Origin of the sequence: Paenibacillus sp. 37 (assembly GCF_008386395.1) — a bacterium.
Taxonomy (GTDB): Bacteria; Bacillota; Bacilli; order Paenibacillales; family Paenibacillaceae; genus Paenibacillus; species Paenibacillus amylolyticus_B.
On the sequence record NZ_CP043761.1, the window covers coordinates 4,729,617 to 4,748,798 of the forward strand.

The following is a 19,182-nucleotide window of genomic DNA, read 5'->3' on the forward strand; positions in this document are numbered from 1 at the left end:
GTAAGCTTCTTTTTTCTGAAAAACTTCTTAGAAAAAACTCCAGTCGAATTCCTTGGACAGACGCTCCAGCAGATGCACGCCGGCAATACTGTTGCCTTTGCGATTCAGAGCCGGGCCAACAAGACCAATGCCGAATTGTCCCGGTACAAGGGTCAATATGCCTCCGGATACTCCACTTTTGGCGGGCAAACCGACCTCGATGGCAAATTCGCCTGATGCATTATACATACCACAGGTGGTCATGAAGGTCTTCGCAATCTGAACATAGCGACGAGGGATGAGTTCTTCTCCCGTAATTGGATCTGTTCCATTATAGGCCAGAACAAGTGACATTCGAGACAGATCTGCACACGTCACTTCAATGGAGCAATGACGGAAATACACGGCAAGCACGTCTTCAACGTCATCCTTAATGACCCCGTTGTGCTTCAAAAAGTAGCCAAGTGAACGATTCATATGACCACTCTCCGATTCGGACTGGAATACCTCTTCGTTATAGCCCAGGCGATCATTATTCGCCAGTTTGCGGAAAAACTCCAGAATGCGGCGTGATTTCTCTTCCTTACAGTCTCCTCCAACAAGCGAGGACACCGTAATCGCACCCGCATTGATTAGTGGATTAAACGGGATTCCGGGTTCGACTAGTTCAAGCTTGATCATCGAATCGTAATCGTCGCCTGTCGGTTCTTTTCCTACATTAAAGAAAACCGCTTCTTCCCCATGATCCATCAGGGCCAGAATAAGGGTAAATACTTTGGAGATACTTTGCATCGTAAATGGGACACCGCAATCCCCTGCCGACACATGGTTCCCTTCGGCGTCCATGATATGTATACCAAGCTCATCCTGAGAGGCTTTGACAAGCTCCGGGATATAAGAAGCGACCTTACCTTGCCCGGTGTGCAAACGACTGGTCTCCAGCCACTCCGGCAGTAATGCATTCAGACGTTCCATGGTTGAATTGCTCATATGTCATCTCCTCCACATCTCTATATAAGCAAGCATCTTGCATGAAAAGTGCATGGTGAACGCCCATATAATTAACGAGTAATGAGTTCCAGCCATCTCATGCAAGATACCCTGTATTATCTGATTACCCTCAGAACAGTTCCTTTACCGCTTCATTTGAAGATTTAACTCCAAAATCTCGCCAGGAAGACCCTCGTAATCGCCTGTCCAGGTGGATACAAAGTTCTGTCTGGTCAAGATCCGGCGGGAAGCAGCGTTACCCGGATCGATAACTGCGTAGAGGGATCCAATCCCTGCGGCTTGTGCCTGAATAATCAACCGAGACGCTATGGATGTGCCTTGACCTTTGCCCCAATGTTCAGGCAGGATCATGTAACCTATCTCAGCCTTGGTCGGGTCCTCCTGATCCGGAATCAATTTGGCATACGCCACACCGGCACCATCTTCACTATATACTCGGTAATGTCCACAAGTGGAACGCTCATTAAACTCCAGCATAGACTCGAATTGCGTTCTCGCCTCTTGCTCAGGTACTGCACGTTCTGTAATCTGTTTCATTACTTCCATATTGGAAACCAATGCATAATAATCATCAAAATCAGGTTGTGTGTATTTAATGAACTTCATGATATGCCTCCTCTGGGGTACATAACTTATCTTGGTCTTGTTGAATTCACCTAGAGTATAACAGATGCGAATGACGGAATGCACACTAGGCACCAGCCAGATGGTCAGATAGGCCAACAAGTCAGCAATCTGACCACTGTAGATACCAAAAAGCGGCCTCAACTGGAGACCGCTTTGTTTACTTTGTTTTTAATTTGCTTTTTAAGATGAAGAAATATTCTCTGTTCCGTACTTCCAGTGCATGTGTTAGCTTGCCCGTGATGAAGGGTTAAGGTTCATCTGTTTTTCACGTTGACGTGCACGACGACCTTGACCCGGAGGTGTAATGATCAGTGCGAGCAACAGCGAGACAGCGCAGAGTACAGCAATTACGATGAAGGTTAGATGGAATCCACCCAGCAGGGCGCTGATGAATGAGCCAGCCAAAGCACCAAATCCAAATCCCTGATAGATCACACCATAGTTTTTGCTCTGATTTTTCAATCCGAAGTAATCGGCCACAATCGCCGGGAATACCGTAATGTTACCGCCGAAGCAGAAGGCAACGGCTGCCACACAAGCGAAGAAGATCCCGAAGGTCAGTGGAACCAGACTAAGTGTCATGACAGCTACGGCTGTAACCAGCAGCGCACCAGCGATGACTTTCATTCGTCCTACTTTATCCGACAGCGCACCGAGAATAATACGTCCTGCCGTGTTAAAGATTGCAACCATGGCCACTGCGTTCGCAGCGGTAGCTACATCAAGACCTGCAAGCTGTACACCGATATCTTTGACAATACCGATCAGATACAAACCGCTCATACAAGCCGTGAAGAAAATAACAAACAGCATGTACGCTTCTTTTGTACGTAGCATCTCTTTCACCGTGTAGTCATGACGTGCTACGACTTGTTTGGATCCTTCCTTGCTTGCCGGAGCCTGTTCACGAACAACCGCTTCACGGATCAGGAATGATCCCGCAACCACCAGAACCAGAACGATAATGCCCCAGTACATAAATGCCTGAGCAGGACCAACGGCACCAATCAATGCCGTGTTCACATATTTGAACAATAAACTACCGGTACCGAATGCGCCGACCGAGATCCCCGAGATCAGACCTTTACGCTCCGGGAACCACTTGATCAGATTAGACAACGATGTAATGTACGCCGTACCATCTGCAAAACCAACGACAAATCCAGCCAAAATGTACAGCAATGTTAGCGAGGTGACTTGGGAACTCAGAATAAGACCCAGTCCAAGCACAACCCCGGCTACACGGATCAGGCGCTGAAGACCCCAACGTTCCTGCAACCGGCCTGCAAACAATGTGGCAAACGCCAAAGCAAAACTGGTAATTGAAAAAGTTATCGCGACCGAGCTGACGTCCCATCCGAAACGATCAGACAACGGTTGATTAAATAAACTCCAAGTATAGATAGTTCCAAGACCCATTTGTACAATGATGGTCCCCAAAACAATAAGCCAGCGATTCATTTTTGTAGGTGCAGATGTTGATTCAGGTGTTGATGAAACGGATGAAATTGTTGCTTTCATCGTGATCTCCCCTTTGCCGATGTCATATACATGAATGCGTTCACAAGCTAATCATACATGAAAGGGGATTCATCACACCGTTTTGAGCATGAGTTGCATCAGATGCGGAATGAAATGCTTCTAGATGCGCATGAGTTGCCTGAATTCTTTGACCTTCCCACGACTCACGGGCACTTCAGCTTCCAAATCGCGCAGACGGAGCAGATACGTATTGTTAAACCAAGGTACAATTTCACGGATTTGCGACAGATTTACGACGTACGAACGGTGGCAGCGAAAGAACGTATCCTGTGGCAGACGGCTGTGAAAATCCGATATGCTCACTGGCATGGTGAACTCCCCATTTTTGGTATATACCTTCGTCACTTTCTCTTGCGCTTCCGCATAGTAGATATCTGCCGTATCCGTAACAATAATATTGTCATTCCGCAGCAGATTAATTCTTCTGTCTGTATGGGAATTCGTATCTCGTTCTCGTAACAGATCTCCCTGTGCAGCAGATCCCTCCACCAGAGTAGCTGGTCCATCCTCAACATGTTGCTCCACCGGCGTATGATCACGCTTGAAAGCCATCTCCAGTTTATGGAGCATCGCAGCGATTCGTTTCTCATCATAAGGCTTGAGAATATAATCGAACGCCTCCAACTCAAAGGCTTCCGCTGCATGTTCCTTATACGCCGTAGTAAATACAATGTAGGGTTTCGTTGCAAATTTCCCAATATGATGGGCCAGCATCATACCGTCCAGCGAGGGAATATTGATATCGAGAAAAATAACATCTACTTCTTGTTCCTGCAAAAACTTCAGTACATCCAGCCCATCTTCAAGGCGATCCACCACTTCAATCTGACTATGTTCCTGGATTAAATAATTCAGTTCCTCACTTGCCAGAATCTCGTCTTCCACAATAAGAGCTCTCATTGATCCATCATCACCTTGTTACGACATCTCCTTTGGGCACATCAAATAAAATATTGGTTCCTTGTTCCAGCCGTGTAATGGTTACACCTTGTCCGTAGATAAGCTTGACCCGGCGATGCACATTATATAGCCCGATCTGGTTACCAGGCATACGGTCGTGATAGACCCGTTCAATAATATCTGCATTGATTCCTGCTCCTGTATCGCTGACGCTGATTCGCACAAACTCCGGATAATCCTGAACCCGAATTCGAACAGTCCCGGGTCCTTTGACCTTGAGAATGCCATGAATAATTGCATTTTCGACGAGCGGTTGGATAACAAGACTCGGAATATGCACCGCGACTTCATCAATGTCATAGATCACATTAAGTCGGCTACCAAAGCGAGCTTTCTCAATCTCTACATAATTCCGGACCTGCTCCAGTTCCTTATGAATATCGATCAACTCATCCGACAGCTCCAGATTGTAACGCATGTACCCGGATAGATTCACAATCAGCTCCCGGGCACGATCCGGTTTGGTTCGGATGGACGAAGCAATCGCATTTAGCGCATTAAACAGAAAATGAGGATGAATAGTTGTCTGTAACGCACGCAGTTCTGCTTTGTTGGCAGCAGCCTTGATCTCTTCTACCCGAGATACTTCCATCTGGGTTGAGATGATCTGTGATAAACCTACAGCCATCGTTTGTAATGGATACGTAATTTTGTACGCTTTGCGATAATAGATTTTGAGCGCACCTGTAATGTCTCCTCGTTCTTTGAGCGGAATGATTAACAGCGAGTGGATATCCGGTGTTTTTTCATCAATGACATCATTACTGATCGTAATCTCCCCGCTGGATATTGTCTTCTTGGTCATCTCACTTATAATTTCATTACCAATATGATATCGTTCCTCACCAAATCCTACATATGCTAGCACATTTCGGGTATCCGTAATCGCAACGGCATCAGCCTGAATATCCTCCTGAATAATCCGGCAGATTTTGCGCAGAGAATCCTCGTCAATGGAACGGAAGTACGGCAAGGTCTTGTTGGCAATCTCCAGCGCCAGCTTCGCCTGACGAGCTGCAATCATTTCCTTTTCCCCTTCGACACTCTGTACCAAGAGCACAATCAGCCCAATGTTGACTTCACCCAGAATCATAGGCAGCGCAATTTGCGAGACAATATCGGCACCCAGTGGATCGGGATAGGAAAATAGCAGGATTAGTAACATCGTGAGCGCTTCGCAGATCATTCCGGCACCAATACCGATGATCCATCGCTTAGGCTTGGGCGTGTACTTATGTATATATCCGGATACCAGACCCGCCAGGATACTCGTGATTAGACAAGGTATAGCTGTGACACCATCCATATCGATCAAATACCGATGCACACCGGACACAATCCCCGTAATAATACCCACAGGCGCCCCGAACAAAATACCACCCGATAGCACCGCTATAATGCGGACATTCACCAGTGAACCTTCAACATTAATGCCCGTATATGTCCCAAAAATGGCAAAAGCACAGAATAACAAGGTAACTGCAATAGACTCTTGCCACCTTAATTTCCCCTTTTGCAGAATCTGCCTAAATCTCGGCACCCTCGACAGAAAGAATAAAAATATAATCAACAGCGCCGCCCGTTCAAATAAACCCAGCAGCATCGTAAACATTTCCAATCGTACTTCCTCCACATCTGTCTGAAAATAAAATGCATACCGACACAGCCACGCCTTTTTGACATAAAATCTAGGACATTGATCGCTGCTGCTCGTATGCTCGTATGCTCGTATGCTCGTATGCTCGTATGCTCGTATGCTCGTATGCTCGTATGCTCGTATGCTCGTATGCTCGTATGCTCGTATGCTCGTATGCAACAGTTTACCGCTCCCCCCGGAGGAAAGCAAAGTCCATCCTGTGAAAATACATCAACTATGTTACACCATTCACACTATAGTTCATCCCTTAACTTCTATGAAATATCCGACTCCAAAAAAAACTATGTTATAATTAGTTGTCATGTTATTCCAATTATTAAGTGAGAATTAATACAGAAAGGGGTTCATGCATGCTTGCCATTATACTCCTAGGTTCATTTCTGCTTTTTAGCCTAATATGTCTTACCCTATATTGTGTCTCCAGACGATCCAACAATCCTGATCGCTCAACAAGACTTGTCCTGCAAATGATTTTATTTATCTCAATCCTGACTTTAATTGTACAGGACTACATTCTAAAAGAATTCCCTTCCAATAGCATTATCATTGTAGTTTTAATCATAACTTTAATCATCATCAGCTCTTCTCCTGATCAAAGTAAGAGGGCAGCAAATAAAACTACATAATCATTCCATTTGAAGCCCAACTAAAACCTCCATCATCGTGAGCTCAAAAAAGGGGTGTTCCATTAGTCAGATGACTTAATGGAACACCCCTTCCTAAATTACCAAACAATCATTCATGTAATTTGGTTTTATAAAATGAACTCCAGCTACACAGTAACGGAGAGTGCAGAACCAATCTGAAGAAGCGAAGCGTGCGCCTTTATCCCCGGATTTTACCCTTTAGAAAAGGGAATCAAAAAAATCCGGGGATAACAGCGATCGGAAGATGGTACTGCACTCGTAGTGGTCACGTGTAACACCCTGTAGTTCATTTTACTCCAACCAACATTACATCGAATCCCTACCTAAACATCCCCCACAGCTTAATCAAATGAAACGTATTGTTTGGATCAATCTTCTGCGCGAGTACAAACGCAACAAACTGCTCCTCCTGCGCCGGAGAGAAATTCTCATTCATAATGACAGCTGAAGACTTGACCAACCTTCTGACCTTGGCCTTATCTTGCAGATCAGACTTGGTCACGCCATCAATCAACTTTTTGATACGCTCTTTGACAGCGGGATTTTTCATCTTTAATTTGATCCGCTCCACCAGCTGCGGACTAATTCCATATTGTTGATAACCCAAAACGTATAGCACCTCCCAAAGAATGAACTCACTTCTTATTCATATGTCGGGAGGGCTTGTACACTTGTCTTTTTTTACAAAGGTAATACGAAAAACCCGCTATTATGGCAAACATTAGTCAATCAGATCACCCTTGAATACTTGCTGTTGCTGTAGGAAATCACGCAAAGGTGCGTAGTCCATAGACGTCCAGAAGGTCGCATCCTCAATCAAGTGGGTTACGTCATCTCTGGCTTGTTCCAGCACAGCAAAATCGGCAACCATGTCGGCAAGACGGAATTCAGGCAATCCGCTCTGTTTGGTACCGAAGAAATCACCCGGACCCCGGAGATCCAGGTCACGCCGGGATACCTCGAATCCATCCTCCGTTTCCGTCATGACCTTCATGCGCTCCTGTCCAACCTCCGTCTTGGGATCAGCAATGAGTACACAATAGGAAGCATGCGCACCACGACCGACCCGACCACGAAGCTGATGCAGCTGGGAGAGACCGAAGCGGTCCGCGTCCATAATGACCATCAACGTGGCATTTGGCACATCGACCCCGACCTCCACAACGGTGGTGGAGACGAGCAACTGAATATCATTGCTATAAAAGTCCCGCATCATCTCTTCTTTCTCCGCAGCCGTCATTCGGCCATGCAACAGACCTACACGATATTTTGGAAAGTTCTGCTGCATCTGCACATGCAAATCAATGGCATTCTGCACATCCAGCTTCTCCGACTCTTCAATGAGTGGACAGATCAGATAGGCCTGACGCCCCTGATCCACTTCTCTGGAAATAAACCCGAGCACCCGCTCCATCATATCGTGCTTAACCCAATACGTAGAGATCGGAATCCGTCCTTTCGGACGTTCCGAGATCGTGGATACTTCAATATCCCCAAAAGCCGTAATCGCCAGTGTCCGTGGAATTGGCGTAGCCGTCATGGTTAACACATCCGGGTTATATCCTTTACGTCTTAAAACGCTGCGCTGATTCACCCCGAAGCGATGCTGCTCGTCCGTCACCACAAGGCCCAGATCACGGAAGAAAACATCTTCCTGAATCAGGGCGTGTGTACCCACCACAATATCAATCATGCCCATTTGCAACGAGGCGATCAGATCTTTACGTTTGCGTCCATTTACACTGCCCGTTAACAGCCCTACGGTTACCCCAAACGGTTCAAACAGCTTTTGCAGTGAGCGCATATGCTGTTCCGCCAGAATCTCAGTAGGCACCATCAGAGCCCCTTGGAACCCAGATCGAACAGTCGTGTATAGTGCAATTGCCGCAATAACCGTTTTACCCGATCCTACATCACCCTGCAATAACCGATTCATTGCATAGGGCGAACGCATATCATGCAGAATTTCAAGCTCCACCTTTTTCTGAGCATCTGTTAATTCAAAAGGTAAACTGCGTACAAACTCACGAATCGTCGTATTGTCCGTGGTATGCACTACACCATCCATACGATTCCGGTTGAGCGCGCGATACGCCTGCATTTTCAACTGGAACAGAAACAGCTCCTCATACACCATCCGCTGTCTGGCCTGCTGACCTTCCCGGTTGTCCTGTGGACGATGAATCCCCGCAATCGCCTGCTTACGTGGCATCAAGCTGTATTTCTTCATCAAGGAATGAGGCAGAATCTCAGGAATCATATCTCCGAATTGGATTAACCCTTGATTGATTGTTTTCCGCATCCATTGTTGCGTCAGCTTGCCAGTTACAGAATATACAGGTTGCAATGTACCTGAACGCCCATCGCCTTTATCAGGGAACTCCGAGTCAGTCACTGTCATCTGCATGCGTTTTTGTTCCCATTTTCCCGTAATCACAATCTCACGATTGGGGGTAAGTTGTTCTTTGAGAAAATGGCGATTGAACCAGGTGGCTGTAATCATCCACTCTTCCGTCATGATCTTACAGGTAAGACGGGACTTTTTACCGTATCGTTGTAATACAGGAATACCCATTACCTGTCCCTGGACCGTAATCTTGTCCCCATCCTTCACTTCACTGAGCGAACGAAGACGATAATCCTCATAACGGAACGGATAATATTCAAGCAGGTCTTTAACAGTAGAGATGCCAAAGGCGTGAAGCTCTCCCTCTTTGAGAGCACTCACGCCGTTAATTTGCTTAACTGATATTTCTTCCAATTTCATGTCTAATCCCTCATTCCGGAACAGGCCACATAAAGATCGCAATGACACCAGGTCCAACATGACTGCCTATTACGGCTCCAATATTGGTATAGATCACTTCATTCAGTGTAAAATGACCCCGTAGCTGTTCTGCACAAGCGATCGCTGATCCCGGGTCAGCGGTATGACCTACCGCCAAATTAACCCGTTTGCCTGCAAGATCCTTCTGGAACAGCTCAATAATGCGTGCCATTGCTTTTTTATGACCTCTGACTTTCTCAACTGCGTAGATAACGCCTTCTTCATCAATAGACAGGATCGGCTTAATGTTAAGCAACGTTCCCAAGATGGCTGAAGCTTTGCCAATCCGACCGCCCTTTTGCAGATACTCCAAAGTATCTACAAGAAAGAACAACTTGCGAGATTGTTGCATCCCTTCAATAGCAGCAGCGATTTCGACTGCCGACTTGCCCTGTTCGGCAAGTTCAGCAGCCTGTACCACCATTAGACCGTATCCATACGAAGCTGACTTCGAATCCAGCACGGTGATGTCACCCTCACGCTCCAGCAAAGACTTGCCAAGCATGGCCGATTGGTAGGTACCACTCATGCCGGATGACAGGTGGATCGATACAATCGGGCGTTCCGGGTTCTCATCAAGAAGTGATTGGTACACATTCATGAAATCGGTTGGAGATGGCTGTGAAGTTGTAGGCAACACAGAACCCTTCTTCAACTTTTCGTAGAACTGTTCCGAAGTCAGATCAACGCCATCTGCATAGGTCTCTTCACCGAACAGAACACGTAGCGGAACAATATGAATCCCGTATTTGCGAATGAGTTCTTCGGGAATATCTGCCGTACTGTCTGTTACTATCGTAACCTTGTGGCTCATGACTCTCCTCCTCTTCGCCAGAGTGCTATTGGTACCTGTTCAAAAACTCAACAAGAGACGTTTTGAACAACCTTTATTAGGACTCTACGGAGAACAAATAATAATACACAGGCTGTCCTCCACGATGTACCTCTACCTCAGCATCAGGATACTGTTCTTCAAGCCATGCAGCGAGGGCAGCAGTAACCTCAGGGTCCGCTTCGTCCCCTTCAAGGATCGTCACCACTTCATCTCCACTCTCCATCATCTGTTTGAGCAGACCTTCACATGCTTGAAGCATGGTTTCATCCGTCGCTACAATTTTGGAGTTATGAATACCGATATAGTGCCCCGCCTTAATATCTAATTCATCATATTGCGTATCACGAACCGCATGAGTCACTTGACCGGACTGTACCCGGCTGATGGCCTCCAACATTTGATCACGGTTTGTTTCCGCAGACTCATCTTCCTGGAAAGCAAAGGCAGCAGCCATCCCCTGTGGAATGGTCTTGCTTGGAATAACCGTAATCCGGCGCTCATCTTCAAGCAGTTCACGAGCCTGCTCCGCAGCCAGTACAATATTCGAGTTATTCGGGAGTATAAATACCTGCTCCGCAGCAATGGAACGAACGGCTTTTACAAAATCCTCAGTACTCGGATTCATCGTCTGTCCACCAGACAGAACAACATCAACGCCAAGACTTTGGAAAATCTCTGCAATACCGTCACCGGAGGATACCGCAATAAAACCATACGGTGCCATCTCATCTGCAGGAAGCACAGCCTCTTCCATACTGCGCGCTGCCTCAGGTGGAATCTCTGCAAACAATTCAGGTGATGGAGCAATGTCCATGCCTGCTGTCAGGAGATCCCGATGCTGTTCACGCATATTGAGAATATGAATCTGTGTAATCTCACCATAATGCAGCGCCAGGTTTAATACATCGCCTGGTGTCTTGGAATGGACATGAACTTTGATGACTTCATCGTCGGCAATGATAATGATCGAATCCCCATTAACTGACAACGCTTTCCGGAATGCTTCGTCATCAAATGCCACTCCTGCGTTCTCTCCAAGCTCACGATTAATGAAGAATTCCATATCATACAGGAATTCAATGTCTTCCGTTTCCAGTCTCGCCTGAGCAGACAATGGCATCTCCGGTGCAATCACCTGCTGCTGTGCAGGCTTCTTGATATCCACTTCTGTCGGTGCAGCCGGTTTCAAAGCAGATGCTGCCACGGATGGGGTTACTTCTTTGTTCAGTGAAGTACGACTCCCTCCGTCACCTTGCAGCAATACTTCCATAAAGCCCTCGTAGATATATACAAGCCCCTGACCACCTGAATCCACAACACCAACCTGTTTCAGTACAGGCAGTAATTCCGGAGTCATTGCCAGTGCTTCTTTTGCTTTTAACAAAACTTCATTCATTAATTCAGTAATATCATTCGTCCGTCTTGCATAGTAGTTGGCATGTTTCGCCGCTTCCTTGGCTACGGTAAGAATGGTCCCTTCAACGGGCTTTACGACTGCTTTGTAAGCTGCGTCAACACCGTTCTGCAGGGCTGCTGCAAATTGGAGCGTATTCAGTTCCTCATAGGGAGCAGCTGAACGACTAAAACCACGGAACAATTGCGACAGAATAACTCCTGAATTCCCCCGTGCGCCCATAAGCAGGCCTTTCGATAGAATACCGGCAGCTTCGCCGATGGAGGCAGAACTTTTTCTTTTAATCTCTGCAACTCCTGCACTCATTGTCAAATTCATGTTCGTTCCCGTGTCACCATCCGGCACAGGGAAAACATTCAGGGAATTGACGTGCTCTGCATGCTGTCCAAGTTGTTCCGCTCCGGCAAGTACCATTGCGGTGAAATCTGTTCCATTTAAAGAACGTATACTCAAGTGAGAATTCCCCTTCCTAGCTTGATACACGAACACCTTGCACCAAGATGTGTCTGGTCTGTTCATGCGCTAACGCGGACTGCGTTATTCTTCGTCCATACCTTGTCCGGCACAGGCATACAATACAACATGTCAGCCGGATTAACGGTCTGGGCGGCCGGGCTACCAATATCCTGCACTCTCTGCACCCCTAACTTCGGGGCATACGGATATGCACCGGTATCAAGAGCCGACATGAATGCCGCATGGAGACTGGTGCCAATGATGGAATGCCGCAGCTCACAGCGTTGCCAAAAAGCAGACCACCGACCTCTAAGTACGGTTTATTCTCCGACTTCCTCGCGGCAACAGCCTGTTCACCACTGTATTATGGACTACTCAACATTGTACTATATTAGACAGGAGAAATAAATAAAGTTTTTGGATCAGTTGACGAAGCTTTTTTAATTATGATATTATATTCAAGTATTGTTTTATGCAGGTTAAGTAATGGAAATGATCCGGTTATGCCGGCTTAAACAACGCCATTAGCTACTGAAACCTGATCTTTATGATCAGGAAGAACAATTTAGTCCTTATGGAATGACTTTTCGTTTCTGAAGGCAACTGGTTATTTTAGGATAGGAGGTGTAATCTATGTCTCGCAAATGTTATGTGACAGGTAAGAAACCGGGCACCGGTAACCACGTATCCCACGCTAACAACCGTAACCGTCGTACTTGGGGCGTAAACGTTCAGAAGGTCCGCATTCTCGTTGACGGCAAACCAAAACGTGTATACGTAAGCACCCGTGCACTGAAAGCCGGTAAAGTGACTCGCGTATAATCACGCAAAGCTACTATAAATCGGGTAAGCAAAAAGCACCTTGTTCCTTGCAGGTGCTTTTTTGGTATTCAAAAAAGGGAATCTTGAATACGCTCATTAACATGTGAATAGCCGCCGCATGACGCTTCGCAGGTACGAATTCCAGATAAGACTGAGCCAAGGCGGCGGTATTCCCTATTACCTTATCAATCGGATTAGTTCTTTTGAAACGTATTAAGAATCGCCTTTACAAACCCTCCCAAAAACTTCGGCAGTTTGAATGTGTAAAATTTCATAATTCACCCTCCCCATCATGCTCATGCGTCCGCCGTATCCTATGCTTCAGGCCTTCTTTACCTCAAACACGACAAAAAAGGCTACATGAGAAACCTGCTCATGTAACCATATTTATGCGGAACCTTCGATCCCTATTCCACAATGACAAGCCCGAAGATCAGGTCATTTACGTTTGGGCAGGAATATATTGATAGACAGCGATCATGAAAACACTCAGTACATAATACAGTATGCTGAATATGACAAAAGTAACCCGATGCCCGGTACGATCAAATTTGCGGAAATACATAATAACAACGCCTACCCCGATTAATGACGTAATAGCATTAAACGGGGATTGAATAACCGCAAACAAAGCAAGCACAAGTCCCGTCACGAGACTCGCAGCCATCGTCCACAGTGTCTCCTTGAGGGTCATGGATCAGCCTCCGTAGCTACGGCGAATTTCAGTAATCGCGGCAGCGCGATCCTCACGGCCAAATACGGCACTCCCGGCAACGAGCACATCTGCTCCAGCTTCCACCACAAGCGAGGCTGTATCGGCAGCAATTCCGCCATCTACTTCGATATGTACATCATGGCGTCCCTTTTCGTTCAACCAGGTACGAATCTGCTTGATTTTGTTCATGGTACCCGAGATAAATGCCTGTCCGCCAAATCCAGGATTGACCGTCATGACAAGAACCATGTCCACATCATCCAGAACTTCGAGAATGGCAGACGCTGGCGTTCCCGGATTTAGGGCAACTCCTGCCTTCACTCCTTGCTCCTTAATCAGATGAATAACGCGGTGCAAATGCACACAAGCCTCAGCATGAACGGTAATTACCGCTGCACCCGCTTTGGCAAATTCCTCAACATAACGCTCCGGATTCTCAATCATCAAATGCACATCGAGCGGCAAGCTTGTATGTGGAGCGATTGCCTTCACAATCGCAGGTCCAAGCGTAATATTAGGGACGAAATGACCGTCCATAACGTCAACATGAATCCAGTCTCCTCCTGCAGCTTGAGCTTCTGCAACTTCCGCACCAAGGCGGGCAAAATCAGCTGATAATATCGATGGGGCAATTTTAATCATGTTAATACCTCCGCTTCTTATCTTTCATTTCGGTCAGGAACAGCACATAGTGCTGATATCGGCTTTCGGAGATCAGACCTTCCTCCTTGGCCGCAAGCACACGACAGCCTGGTTCATGTGTATGAGTACAACCTCGGAATTTGCATTGATCTGCAAACTGGGCGAATTCCCGGAAACACGTGGAGAGTTCCTCCACACCGATCTCCAGAAAGTCCAGTTGGCTGAATCCTGGCGTATCTGCAACAAATCCACCATTATCCAACGGAATAAGCTCCACATGCCTGGTGGTGTGTTTCCCTCGTCCTAGACGCATGCTGATCGCATTGGTCTCCAGCGTCAGGCCCGGCATCAATGCATTTAACATTGAAGACTTGCCTACACCGGATTGTCCGGAGAATACGCTGATCTTACCAGCCAGACGGTCTCTGAGCAATTCACTGCCTTCACCGGTACGTGAACTTGTGGAGATCACTTCATAACCAACCTGTTCATACAATGCTTTCACTTCAGCAACAGTGTCTTTGGCTGGATCAGCCAAATCCAGTTTGGTCAACACTATGAGTGCATCCAGCCCCGCCTGCTCGATGTGAACAAGGAACTTGTCCAACAGGTTCAGGTTCATATCCGGTTCCTTCACAGAGAATACGAGAACAGCCAAACTTACATTGGCTACAGGAGGGCGGATAAGTTCCGTTTCACGCTTCCGAATTTCATCAACTGTTCCTTCTCCGTTCTCAGTCAACATGTAGCTGACGCGGTCACCTACAAGCGGTGAAGTTCCCCGCTTTCTGAAGATACCTCTGGCTCGACATTGAACGGCGGAACCTTCAACCGAAGGAACCCCGTTGTCTTCCACTGGCATGACATAATAGTAACCGCTTAGCGCTTTAACGATGATACCTTCTGGCATAGCTCCGACGCCCTCCTTTAGATGGTGGTACATTTACTCCAGACGCCAGCATAAGCCGCCCTTATGGACGGCTTGATGCGTTAATGACTTCCTTTTTCTTCTCTTTTTCCTTGCCGTGCCCCTTACCATTATTCATGGCAGAAGTGTCCTCATCTACGCTGTCACCCTCACCGTCTGCCGGTGTGGACTCAGGTTCACCTTCCTGATTGGGATCAACACTGCCTTCATCAACGCTACCTTCACCTGGATCAGGCTCATTTTCTGGCGGCGTCTCAGTGCTTTGTTCCGGGTCAATGGAAGGTACGTTTACTGTTCCGTTTTTGGCTTCACTGTAAGAGACAAGATACGTATCCAGGAACTGCCCATCACGATATACGGACACAGCCCCATTTTCATTTGGAGCCAGCACAAGCGGAATGGTCAAGGTCTGGGTTGAGTTCACGGTGCGTGTTCCCCATTCCTGATTCTTGCCGCGTGCGTCTTCATATGTGATACGGATTTTACTGTTTTTGCCCTCTTCTTTGGGTGAAACATTGATATTAAAAGGATATTCCAGCGCTTCGGGCGGATACCCTGTACTGATAAAGATTGTAATCTTATCGCCAGGACTGACCTCTGTGCCCGCTTCCACAGGCCACTGCTGCGTCACTTTCCCCTGGTCCACCGTATAACTTGATTCTTCCTGCACCTGAGCAAGCACAAGTCCAGCAGATTTCAGTTTTTCTTCGGCTTCACTGCGGGTAAGGTTCTTCAGGTCAGGCATTTTGACCGTCTCAGTACCTTTACTTACGATTAACTCAATCTGAACTAAAGCAGGATCAAATTCCTCATTCACACCCGGTGTCTGGGAAATAACAGAACCTGAAGTCACATCATTGGAGAAGTCATCTTTCCGCTGAATCTGATCTTCCTTGATGCCAAGCGCAGTCAGCTTCTTGACAGCCTCATCATAAGTCCCCTGTTTGACATCAATCATCTTCACCAGTTCTTTTTCTGCACCTACACTGATCTGGACCTCAGAACCTTCTTTGACGACATCGCCTTCTTTTCTGCTCTGGTCAAAGACAATACCAGGTTCGACCCCTTCCTGATAGAGACGGATGACCTCATCACTGACGACGAGTCCTTTCTCCTCAAGCATTTCGCGAGCCTTTTCTTCCGTCTGGGTGATCACGTTAGGCACGGTAACTTCAGGTACAACCAGCATACCCTTGACATACCATACAACGCCCACCATGGCGATTAGAATAAGAACGGTTAATGAAATGAGTAGTGCTGGTTTTTTCCAGTTCTTAGCTTTCGCTTTACCCCTGCCAGTTTCTTCGTCAGACTCCATCACTGGCACCGCACCTGTCGATGTAACTCCGCGCGGTTCAGGCTTGATGGCTGGCATCACACGAGTTTGGTCTATATCATCCTCATCCGGAAAATCAATCTTCGTTTCATTACGTCTCTCCGGCATCAGGCAAGTTTCAAGATCGGTCTGCATTTCCTTGGCCGACTGATAACGTTCCTGCGGATTCTTACGCATGGATTTTAAGATGACATTTTCCACACTTTGCGGAATCAATGGATTGAATTTGCGTGGTTCATCGAACTCTTCCTGCAAATGCTTCAATGCCACACTGATAGGACTTTCACCCAGAAACGGAAGTTGCCCGGTAAGCATTTGGTAAAGTACGATCCCAAGAGAATATAAGTCCGATTTTTCACCAGTAACGATGCCTTTGGCATGCTCTGGTGAGAAGTAATGTACAGAACCAACTACGGAACCGGTCTGCGTAATCGTTGTAGATGTAACGGCACGGGCAATCCCGAAATCCGTGACTTTCACGCGGCCATTCCGGCCAATTAATATATTGTGGGGTTTGATATCCCGATGAATGATTTGATTATGATGTGCATGATCAAGAGCATCTGCAATCTGGGAAGCGATTCGCACCGATTCGTCCACCTGCAGAGGGGCACGTTCTTTGATAATTTCATTCAGGTTTTTGCCTTCCACGTACTCCATCACAATATAATGAACGTCATCTTCCTGCCCCACGTCATAAATGCTAACTACATTCGGATGAGACAGCGATGCTGCCGACTGTGCTTCCCTGCGGAAACGGCGAATAAACTCTTCGTCATGAACAAACTGTTGTCTAAGGACTTTGATCGCTACATTCCGGTTCAACAGAAGATCCTGGGCTTTGTACACAAGAGCCATGCCGCCACCGCCGACACGCTCAATCACTTCATAGCGTCCGCCTAGCTGGTGCCCAATCATGACTCACACCCCGTTTCCGTATCCACGGAACCTTCCCTCTGCAACTCGAACAAAGCAACCGTGATGTTGTCGTCTCCCCCAGCAAGTAAAGCCAACTGAAGCAGTCGGTCTGCACGATCTTCCAATGCCAGTTCCAGATTGCCGGCAACCTGAATAATCTGCTCATTGCTGACCAGGTTACTGAGACCATCACTGCACAGGAGAAGAACTTCGCCTTCCTCCAGCTTGACGGTATCCAGATCTACCTTCACCTCGGCATCTGTTCCAAGCGCACGAGTTAGTACGTTGCGACGTGGATGATGGGACACATCCTCTTTGCTAATCTGACCATTTTTGAACAATTCATTCACCAGTGTATGGTCCTCGGTTAGCTGAATCACAGCTTTGTTCGCAATTTTGTAGGCTCTGCTATCACCGATGTGTCCAATAACACCTTCCGTATCGTTCAATAAAGCCGCAACCACCGTTGTTCCCATGTTGTGATACTTGTCATCTGTTGATGCCGTGCGGAAGATAACTTCGTTGGCATGCAAAATAGCATCGCTGAGAGCCGCAGACAGAGACGCATGTGACAGACCTGGTTCCAGTGTTCCCAGATCTTTCACCAACGTCTCTACTGCCAAGCGGCTTGCCGTATCCCCTGCAAGATGTCCACCCATGCCATCGGCAACTATACCCAGAATATATCCTGTATCGAGATTACGAATCCAGGCTGAATCTTCATTCACCGAACGCACTCGTCCGATATGGCTCACATGAACTGTTTTGATCAAAACGTTCTCACCTCAACTCCATATGCTTTGCACGAAGCTGACCGCAAGCGGCAGCAATATCATGTCCCTGTTCACGACGAATGGTTACATTAACACCCTGTTCCGAGAGAATCTTCTGAAAATTGAAAATGTCGCTTCTCGATGTTCTTACGTATTTGCGTTCAGGTACATGGTTAACCGGAATCAGATTCACGTGGCATAACATGTTCTTAAGCACACTTGCCAGTTCTACTGCATGCTCTGGCTGATCGTTTACCCCACCAATAAGTGCATACTCGAACGTAATTCTCCGACCTGTTTTGGCCAGATAATAACGAAGGGACTCCATCACGTCTTCAAAAGGAAAACGACGGTTAACCGGCATCAATTTCGAACGCAGTGCATCATTTGGTGCATGGATCGAAATGGCGAGGTTAATCTGTGTATCTTCATCCGCAAACTTGTAGATGTTCGGAACGATACCGCTCGTGGATACCGTGATGTGACGCTGACCGATGTTCAGCCCTTTTTCATGAATCATAATGCGCAGGAAAGTCATCGTAGCTTCATAGTTTTCGAAAGGTTCACCCGAACCCATGATCACGATGCTGCTGACACGCTCGCCCCGTTCATCCAAAATTTTCTGAGCCTGCACAACCTGGGCAACAATCTCCCCAGCCGTAAGGTTACGCTTGAGACCACCCAATGTGGATGCACAGAACGTACAACCAATACGACAACCAACCTGTGTGGTTACACAGATGCTGTTCCCGTAGTTATGCTTCATGATTACTGTCTCAATGGCATGGTCATCATGCAGACCAAAGAGGAATTTAACCGTTCCATCCTTGGATTCAAACTTGGTAATTTCCTTAAGCGTTACAAATTCAAATTGCTCTGTCAGTTTTTCACGCAATGGCTTGGACAGATTGGTCATTTCACTGAAATCATTCACGCGTTTTACATAAATCCAGTCAAAGATTTGGCCACCGCGAAACGCCGGCTCCCCATTCTCCACAGCCCATTGCTGCAGTTGTTCCAGAGAATAATCATATATAAAAGGTTTCATTTTGTTGTCAACACCTATTCCTTCTTTTCTTTTCGTTGGCTTCCT

General features: G+C 46.9%; 18 protein-coding genes. 1 reads left to right on the forward strand and 17 read right to left on the reverse strand.

Features of this window, described 5'->3' with window-relative positions:
• Positions 1 to 27: 27 nt before the first annotated feature.
• From glsA to F0220_RS32570, 10 genes are all read right to left on the reverse strand, one after another.
• Entirely contained in the window at positions 28 to 969 is a 942-nt protein-coding gene (gene glsA, locus F0220_RS20295; RefSeq protein WP_091018260.1) for a glutaminase A, read from the reverse strand.
• A gap of 144 nt (positions 970 to 1,113) precedes the next feature.
• On the reverse strand, positions 1,114 to 1,596 hold the full coding sequence (locus tag F0220_RS20300) for a GNAT family N-acetyltransferase (RefSeq protein WP_091018262.1): 483 nt from the start codon (positions 1,594 to 1,596) through the stop codon (positions 1,114 to 1,116).
• A gap of 246 nt (positions 1,597 to 1,842) precedes the next feature.
• Positions 1,843 to 3,078 carry an L-lactate MFS transporter gene (locus F0220_RS20305; protein ID WP_091018296.1) on the reverse strand — a complete coding sequence of 412 codons (1,236 nt, stop codon included), beginning with the start codon at positions 3,076 to 3,078 and terminating at the stop codon, positions 1,843 to 1,845.
• A gap of 180 nt (positions 3,079 to 3,258) precedes the next feature.
• A complete protein-coding gene (locus F0220_RS20310; RefSeq protein ID WP_105599604.1) occupies positions 3,259 to 4,059 on the reverse strand; it encodes a LytR/AlgR family response regulator transcription factor in 801 nt (266 codons plus the stop codon).
• Between the two features lie 10 nt (positions 4,060 to 4,069).
• Complete coding sequence (locus F0220_RS20315; protein WP_105600007.1) at positions 4,070 to 5,722, reverse strand: sensor histidine kinase; 1,653 nt, start codon at positions 5,720 to 5,722, stop codon at positions 4,070 to 4,072.
• A 1,020-nt stretch (positions 5,723 to 6,742) separates the two neighbouring features.
• Positions 6,743 to 7,030, reverse strand: a complete 288-nt coding sequence (locus F0220_RS20320) for a stage VI sporulation protein F (protein ID WP_036614589.1) — start codon at positions 7,028 to 7,030, stop codon at positions 6,743 to 6,745.
• Between the two features lie 114 nt (positions 7,031 to 7,144).
• A complete protein-coding gene (recG, locus tag F0220_RS20325; RefSeq protein ID WP_105599606.1) occupies positions 7,145 to 9,190 on the reverse strand; it encodes an ATP-dependent DNA helicase RecG in 2,046 nt (681 codons plus the stop codon).
• A gap of 10 nt (positions 9,191 to 9,200) precedes the next feature.
• A complete protein-coding gene (locus tag F0220_RS20330; protein WP_091014328.1) occupies positions 9,201 to 10,064 on the reverse strand; it encodes a DegV family protein in 864 nt (287 codons plus the stop codon).
• Between the two features lie 76 nt (positions 10,065 to 10,140).
• Positions 10,141 to 11,952: a DAK2 domain-containing protein gene (locus F0220_RS20335; RefSeq protein WP_105599607.1), complete on the reverse strand. Its 1,812-nt coding sequence runs from the start codon at positions 11,950 to 11,952 to the stop codon at positions 10,141 to 10,143.
• A 62-nt stretch (positions 11,953 to 12,014) separates the two neighbouring features.
• On the reverse strand, positions 12,015 to 12,188 hold the full coding sequence (locus F0220_RS32570; protein WP_188310489.1) for a hypothetical protein: 174 nt from the start codon (positions 12,186 to 12,188) through the stop codon (positions 12,015 to 12,017).
• A gap of 400 nt (positions 12,189 to 12,588) precedes the next feature.
• On the opposite strand from F0220_RS32570, the gene rpmB reads away from it, so the two are divergent.
• Positions 12,589 to 12,777: a 50S ribosomal protein L28 gene (rpmB, locus tag F0220_RS20340; protein ID WP_017687459.1), complete on the forward strand. Its 189-nt coding sequence runs from the start codon at positions 12,589 to 12,591 to the stop codon at positions 12,775 to 12,777.
• Positions 12,778 to 12,971: 194 nt separating this feature from the next.
• Here the strand turns inward: rpmB and spoVM are convergent, their stop codons facing one another.
• The 7 genes from spoVM to rlmN all read right to left on the reverse strand — a co-directional run bounded on the left by spoVM (position 12,972) and on the right by rlmN (position 19,137).
• Positions 12,972 to 13,052, reverse strand: coding sequence for a stage V sporulation protein SpoVM (spoVM, locus tag F0220_RS20345; RefSeq protein ID WP_019424875.1), 81 nt, complete (start codon positions 13,050 to 13,052; stop codon positions 12,972 to 12,974).
• Between the two features lie 167 nt (positions 13,053 to 13,219).
• Positions 13,220 to 13,471 (reverse strand): hypothetical protein, encoded by a 252-nt coding sequence (locus tag F0220_RS20350; RefSeq protein WP_091014322.1) that lies wholly within the window; start codon positions 13,469 to 13,471, stop codon positions 13,220 to 13,222.
• A gap of 3 nt (positions 13,472 to 13,474) precedes the next feature.
• Entirely contained in the window at positions 13,475 to 14,134 is a 660-nt protein-coding gene (gene rpe, locus F0220_RS20355) for a ribulose-phosphate 3-epimerase (protein WP_105599609.1), read from the reverse strand.
• A 1-nt stretch (position 14,135) separates the two neighbouring features.
• Positions 14,136 to 15,044, reverse strand: coding sequence for a ribosome small subunit-dependent GTPase A (gene rsgA, locus F0220_RS20360; RefSeq protein ID WP_017687455.1), 909 nt, complete (start codon positions 15,042 to 15,044; stop codon positions 14,136 to 14,138).
• Positions 15,045 to 15,105: 61 nt separating this feature from the next.
• The gene (gene pknB / locus F0220_RS20365; protein WP_105599611.1) at positions 15,106 to 17,316 is read right to left on the reverse strand and encodes a Stk1 family PASTA domain-containing Ser/Thr kinase; all 2,211 of its coding nucleotides are present in this window, start codon (positions 17,314 to 17,316) and stop codon (positions 15,106 to 15,108) included.
• Positions 17,313 to 18,089: a Stp1/IreP family PP2C-type Ser/Thr phosphatase gene (locus tag F0220_RS20370; RefSeq protein WP_036614606.1), complete on the reverse strand. Its 777-nt coding sequence runs from the start codon at positions 18,087 to 18,089 to the stop codon at positions 17,313 to 17,315. Before F0220_RS20370 ends, pknB begins: the two co-directional genes overlap by 4 nt.
• Positions 18,090 to 18,096: 7 nt before the next feature.
• Complete coding sequence (rlmN, locus tag F0220_RS20375) at positions 18,097 to 19,137, reverse strand: dual-specificity RNA methyltransferase RlmN (RefSeq protein ID WP_105599612.1); 1,041 nt, start codon at positions 19,135 to 19,137, stop codon at positions 18,097 to 18,099.
• Positions 19,138 to 19,182: the final 45 nt, after the last annotated feature.

Excerpts from the sequence above, each read along its gene's own strand:
- glsA (WP_091018260.1), bottom strand. The coding sequence starts at position 969 with ATGAGCAATTCAACCATGGAACGTCTGAATGCATTACTGCCGGAGTGG.
- F0220_RS20300 (WP_091018262.1), bottom strand. The coding sequence starts at position 1,596 with ATGAAGTTCATTAAATACACACAACCTGATTTTGATGATTATTATGCA.
- F0220_RS20305 (WP_091018296.1), bottom strand. The coding sequence starts at position 3,078 with ATGAATCGCTGGCTTATTGTTTTGGGGACCATCATTGTACAAATGGGT.
- F0220_RS20310 (WP_105599604.1), bottom strand. The coding sequence starts at position 4,059 with ATGAGAGCTCTTATTGTGGAAGACGAGATTCTGGCAAGTGAGGAACTG.
- F0220_RS20315 (WP_105600007.1), bottom strand. The coding sequence starts at position 5,722 with ATGCTGCTGGGTTTATTTGAACGGGCGGCGCTGTTGATTATATTTTTA.
- recG (WP_105599606.1), bottom strand. The coding sequence starts at position 9,190 with ATGAAATTGGAAGAAATATCAGTTAAGCAAATTAACGGCGTGAGTGCT.
- F0220_RS20330 (WP_091014328.1), bottom strand. The coding sequence starts at position 10,064 with ATGAGCCACAAGGTTACGATAGTAACAGACAGTACGGCAGATATTCCC.
- F0220_RS32570 (WP_188310489.1), bottom strand. The coding sequence starts at position 12,188 with ATGTCGGCTCTTGATACCGGTGCATATCCGTATGCCCCGAAGTTAGGG.
- rpmB (WP_017687459.1), top strand. The coding sequence starts at position 12,589 with ATGTCTCGCAAATGTTATGTGACAGGTAAGAAACCGGGCACCGGTAAC.
- spoVM (WP_019424875.1), bottom strand. The coding sequence starts at position 13,052 with ATGAAATTTTACACATTCAAACTGCCGAAGTTTTTGGGAGGGTTTGTA.
- F0220_RS20350 (WP_091014322.1), bottom strand. The coding sequence starts at position 13,471 with ATGACCCTCAAGGAGACACTGTGGACGATGGCTGCGAGTCTCGTGACG.
- rpe (WP_105599609.1), bottom strand. The coding sequence starts at position 14,134 with ATGATTAAAATTGCCCCATCGATATTATCAGCTGATTTTGCCCGCCTT.
- rsgA (WP_017687455.1), bottom strand. The coding sequence starts at position 15,044 with ATGCCAGAAGGTATCATCGTTAAAGCGCTAAGCGGTTACTATTATGTC.
- pknB (WP_105599611.1), bottom strand. The coding sequence starts at position 17,316 with ATGATTGGGCACCAGCTAGGCGGACGCTATGAAGTGATTGAGCGTGTC.
- rlmN (WP_105599612.1), bottom strand. The coding sequence starts at position 19,137 with ATGAAACCTTTTATATATGATTATTCTCTGGAACAACTGCAGCAATGG.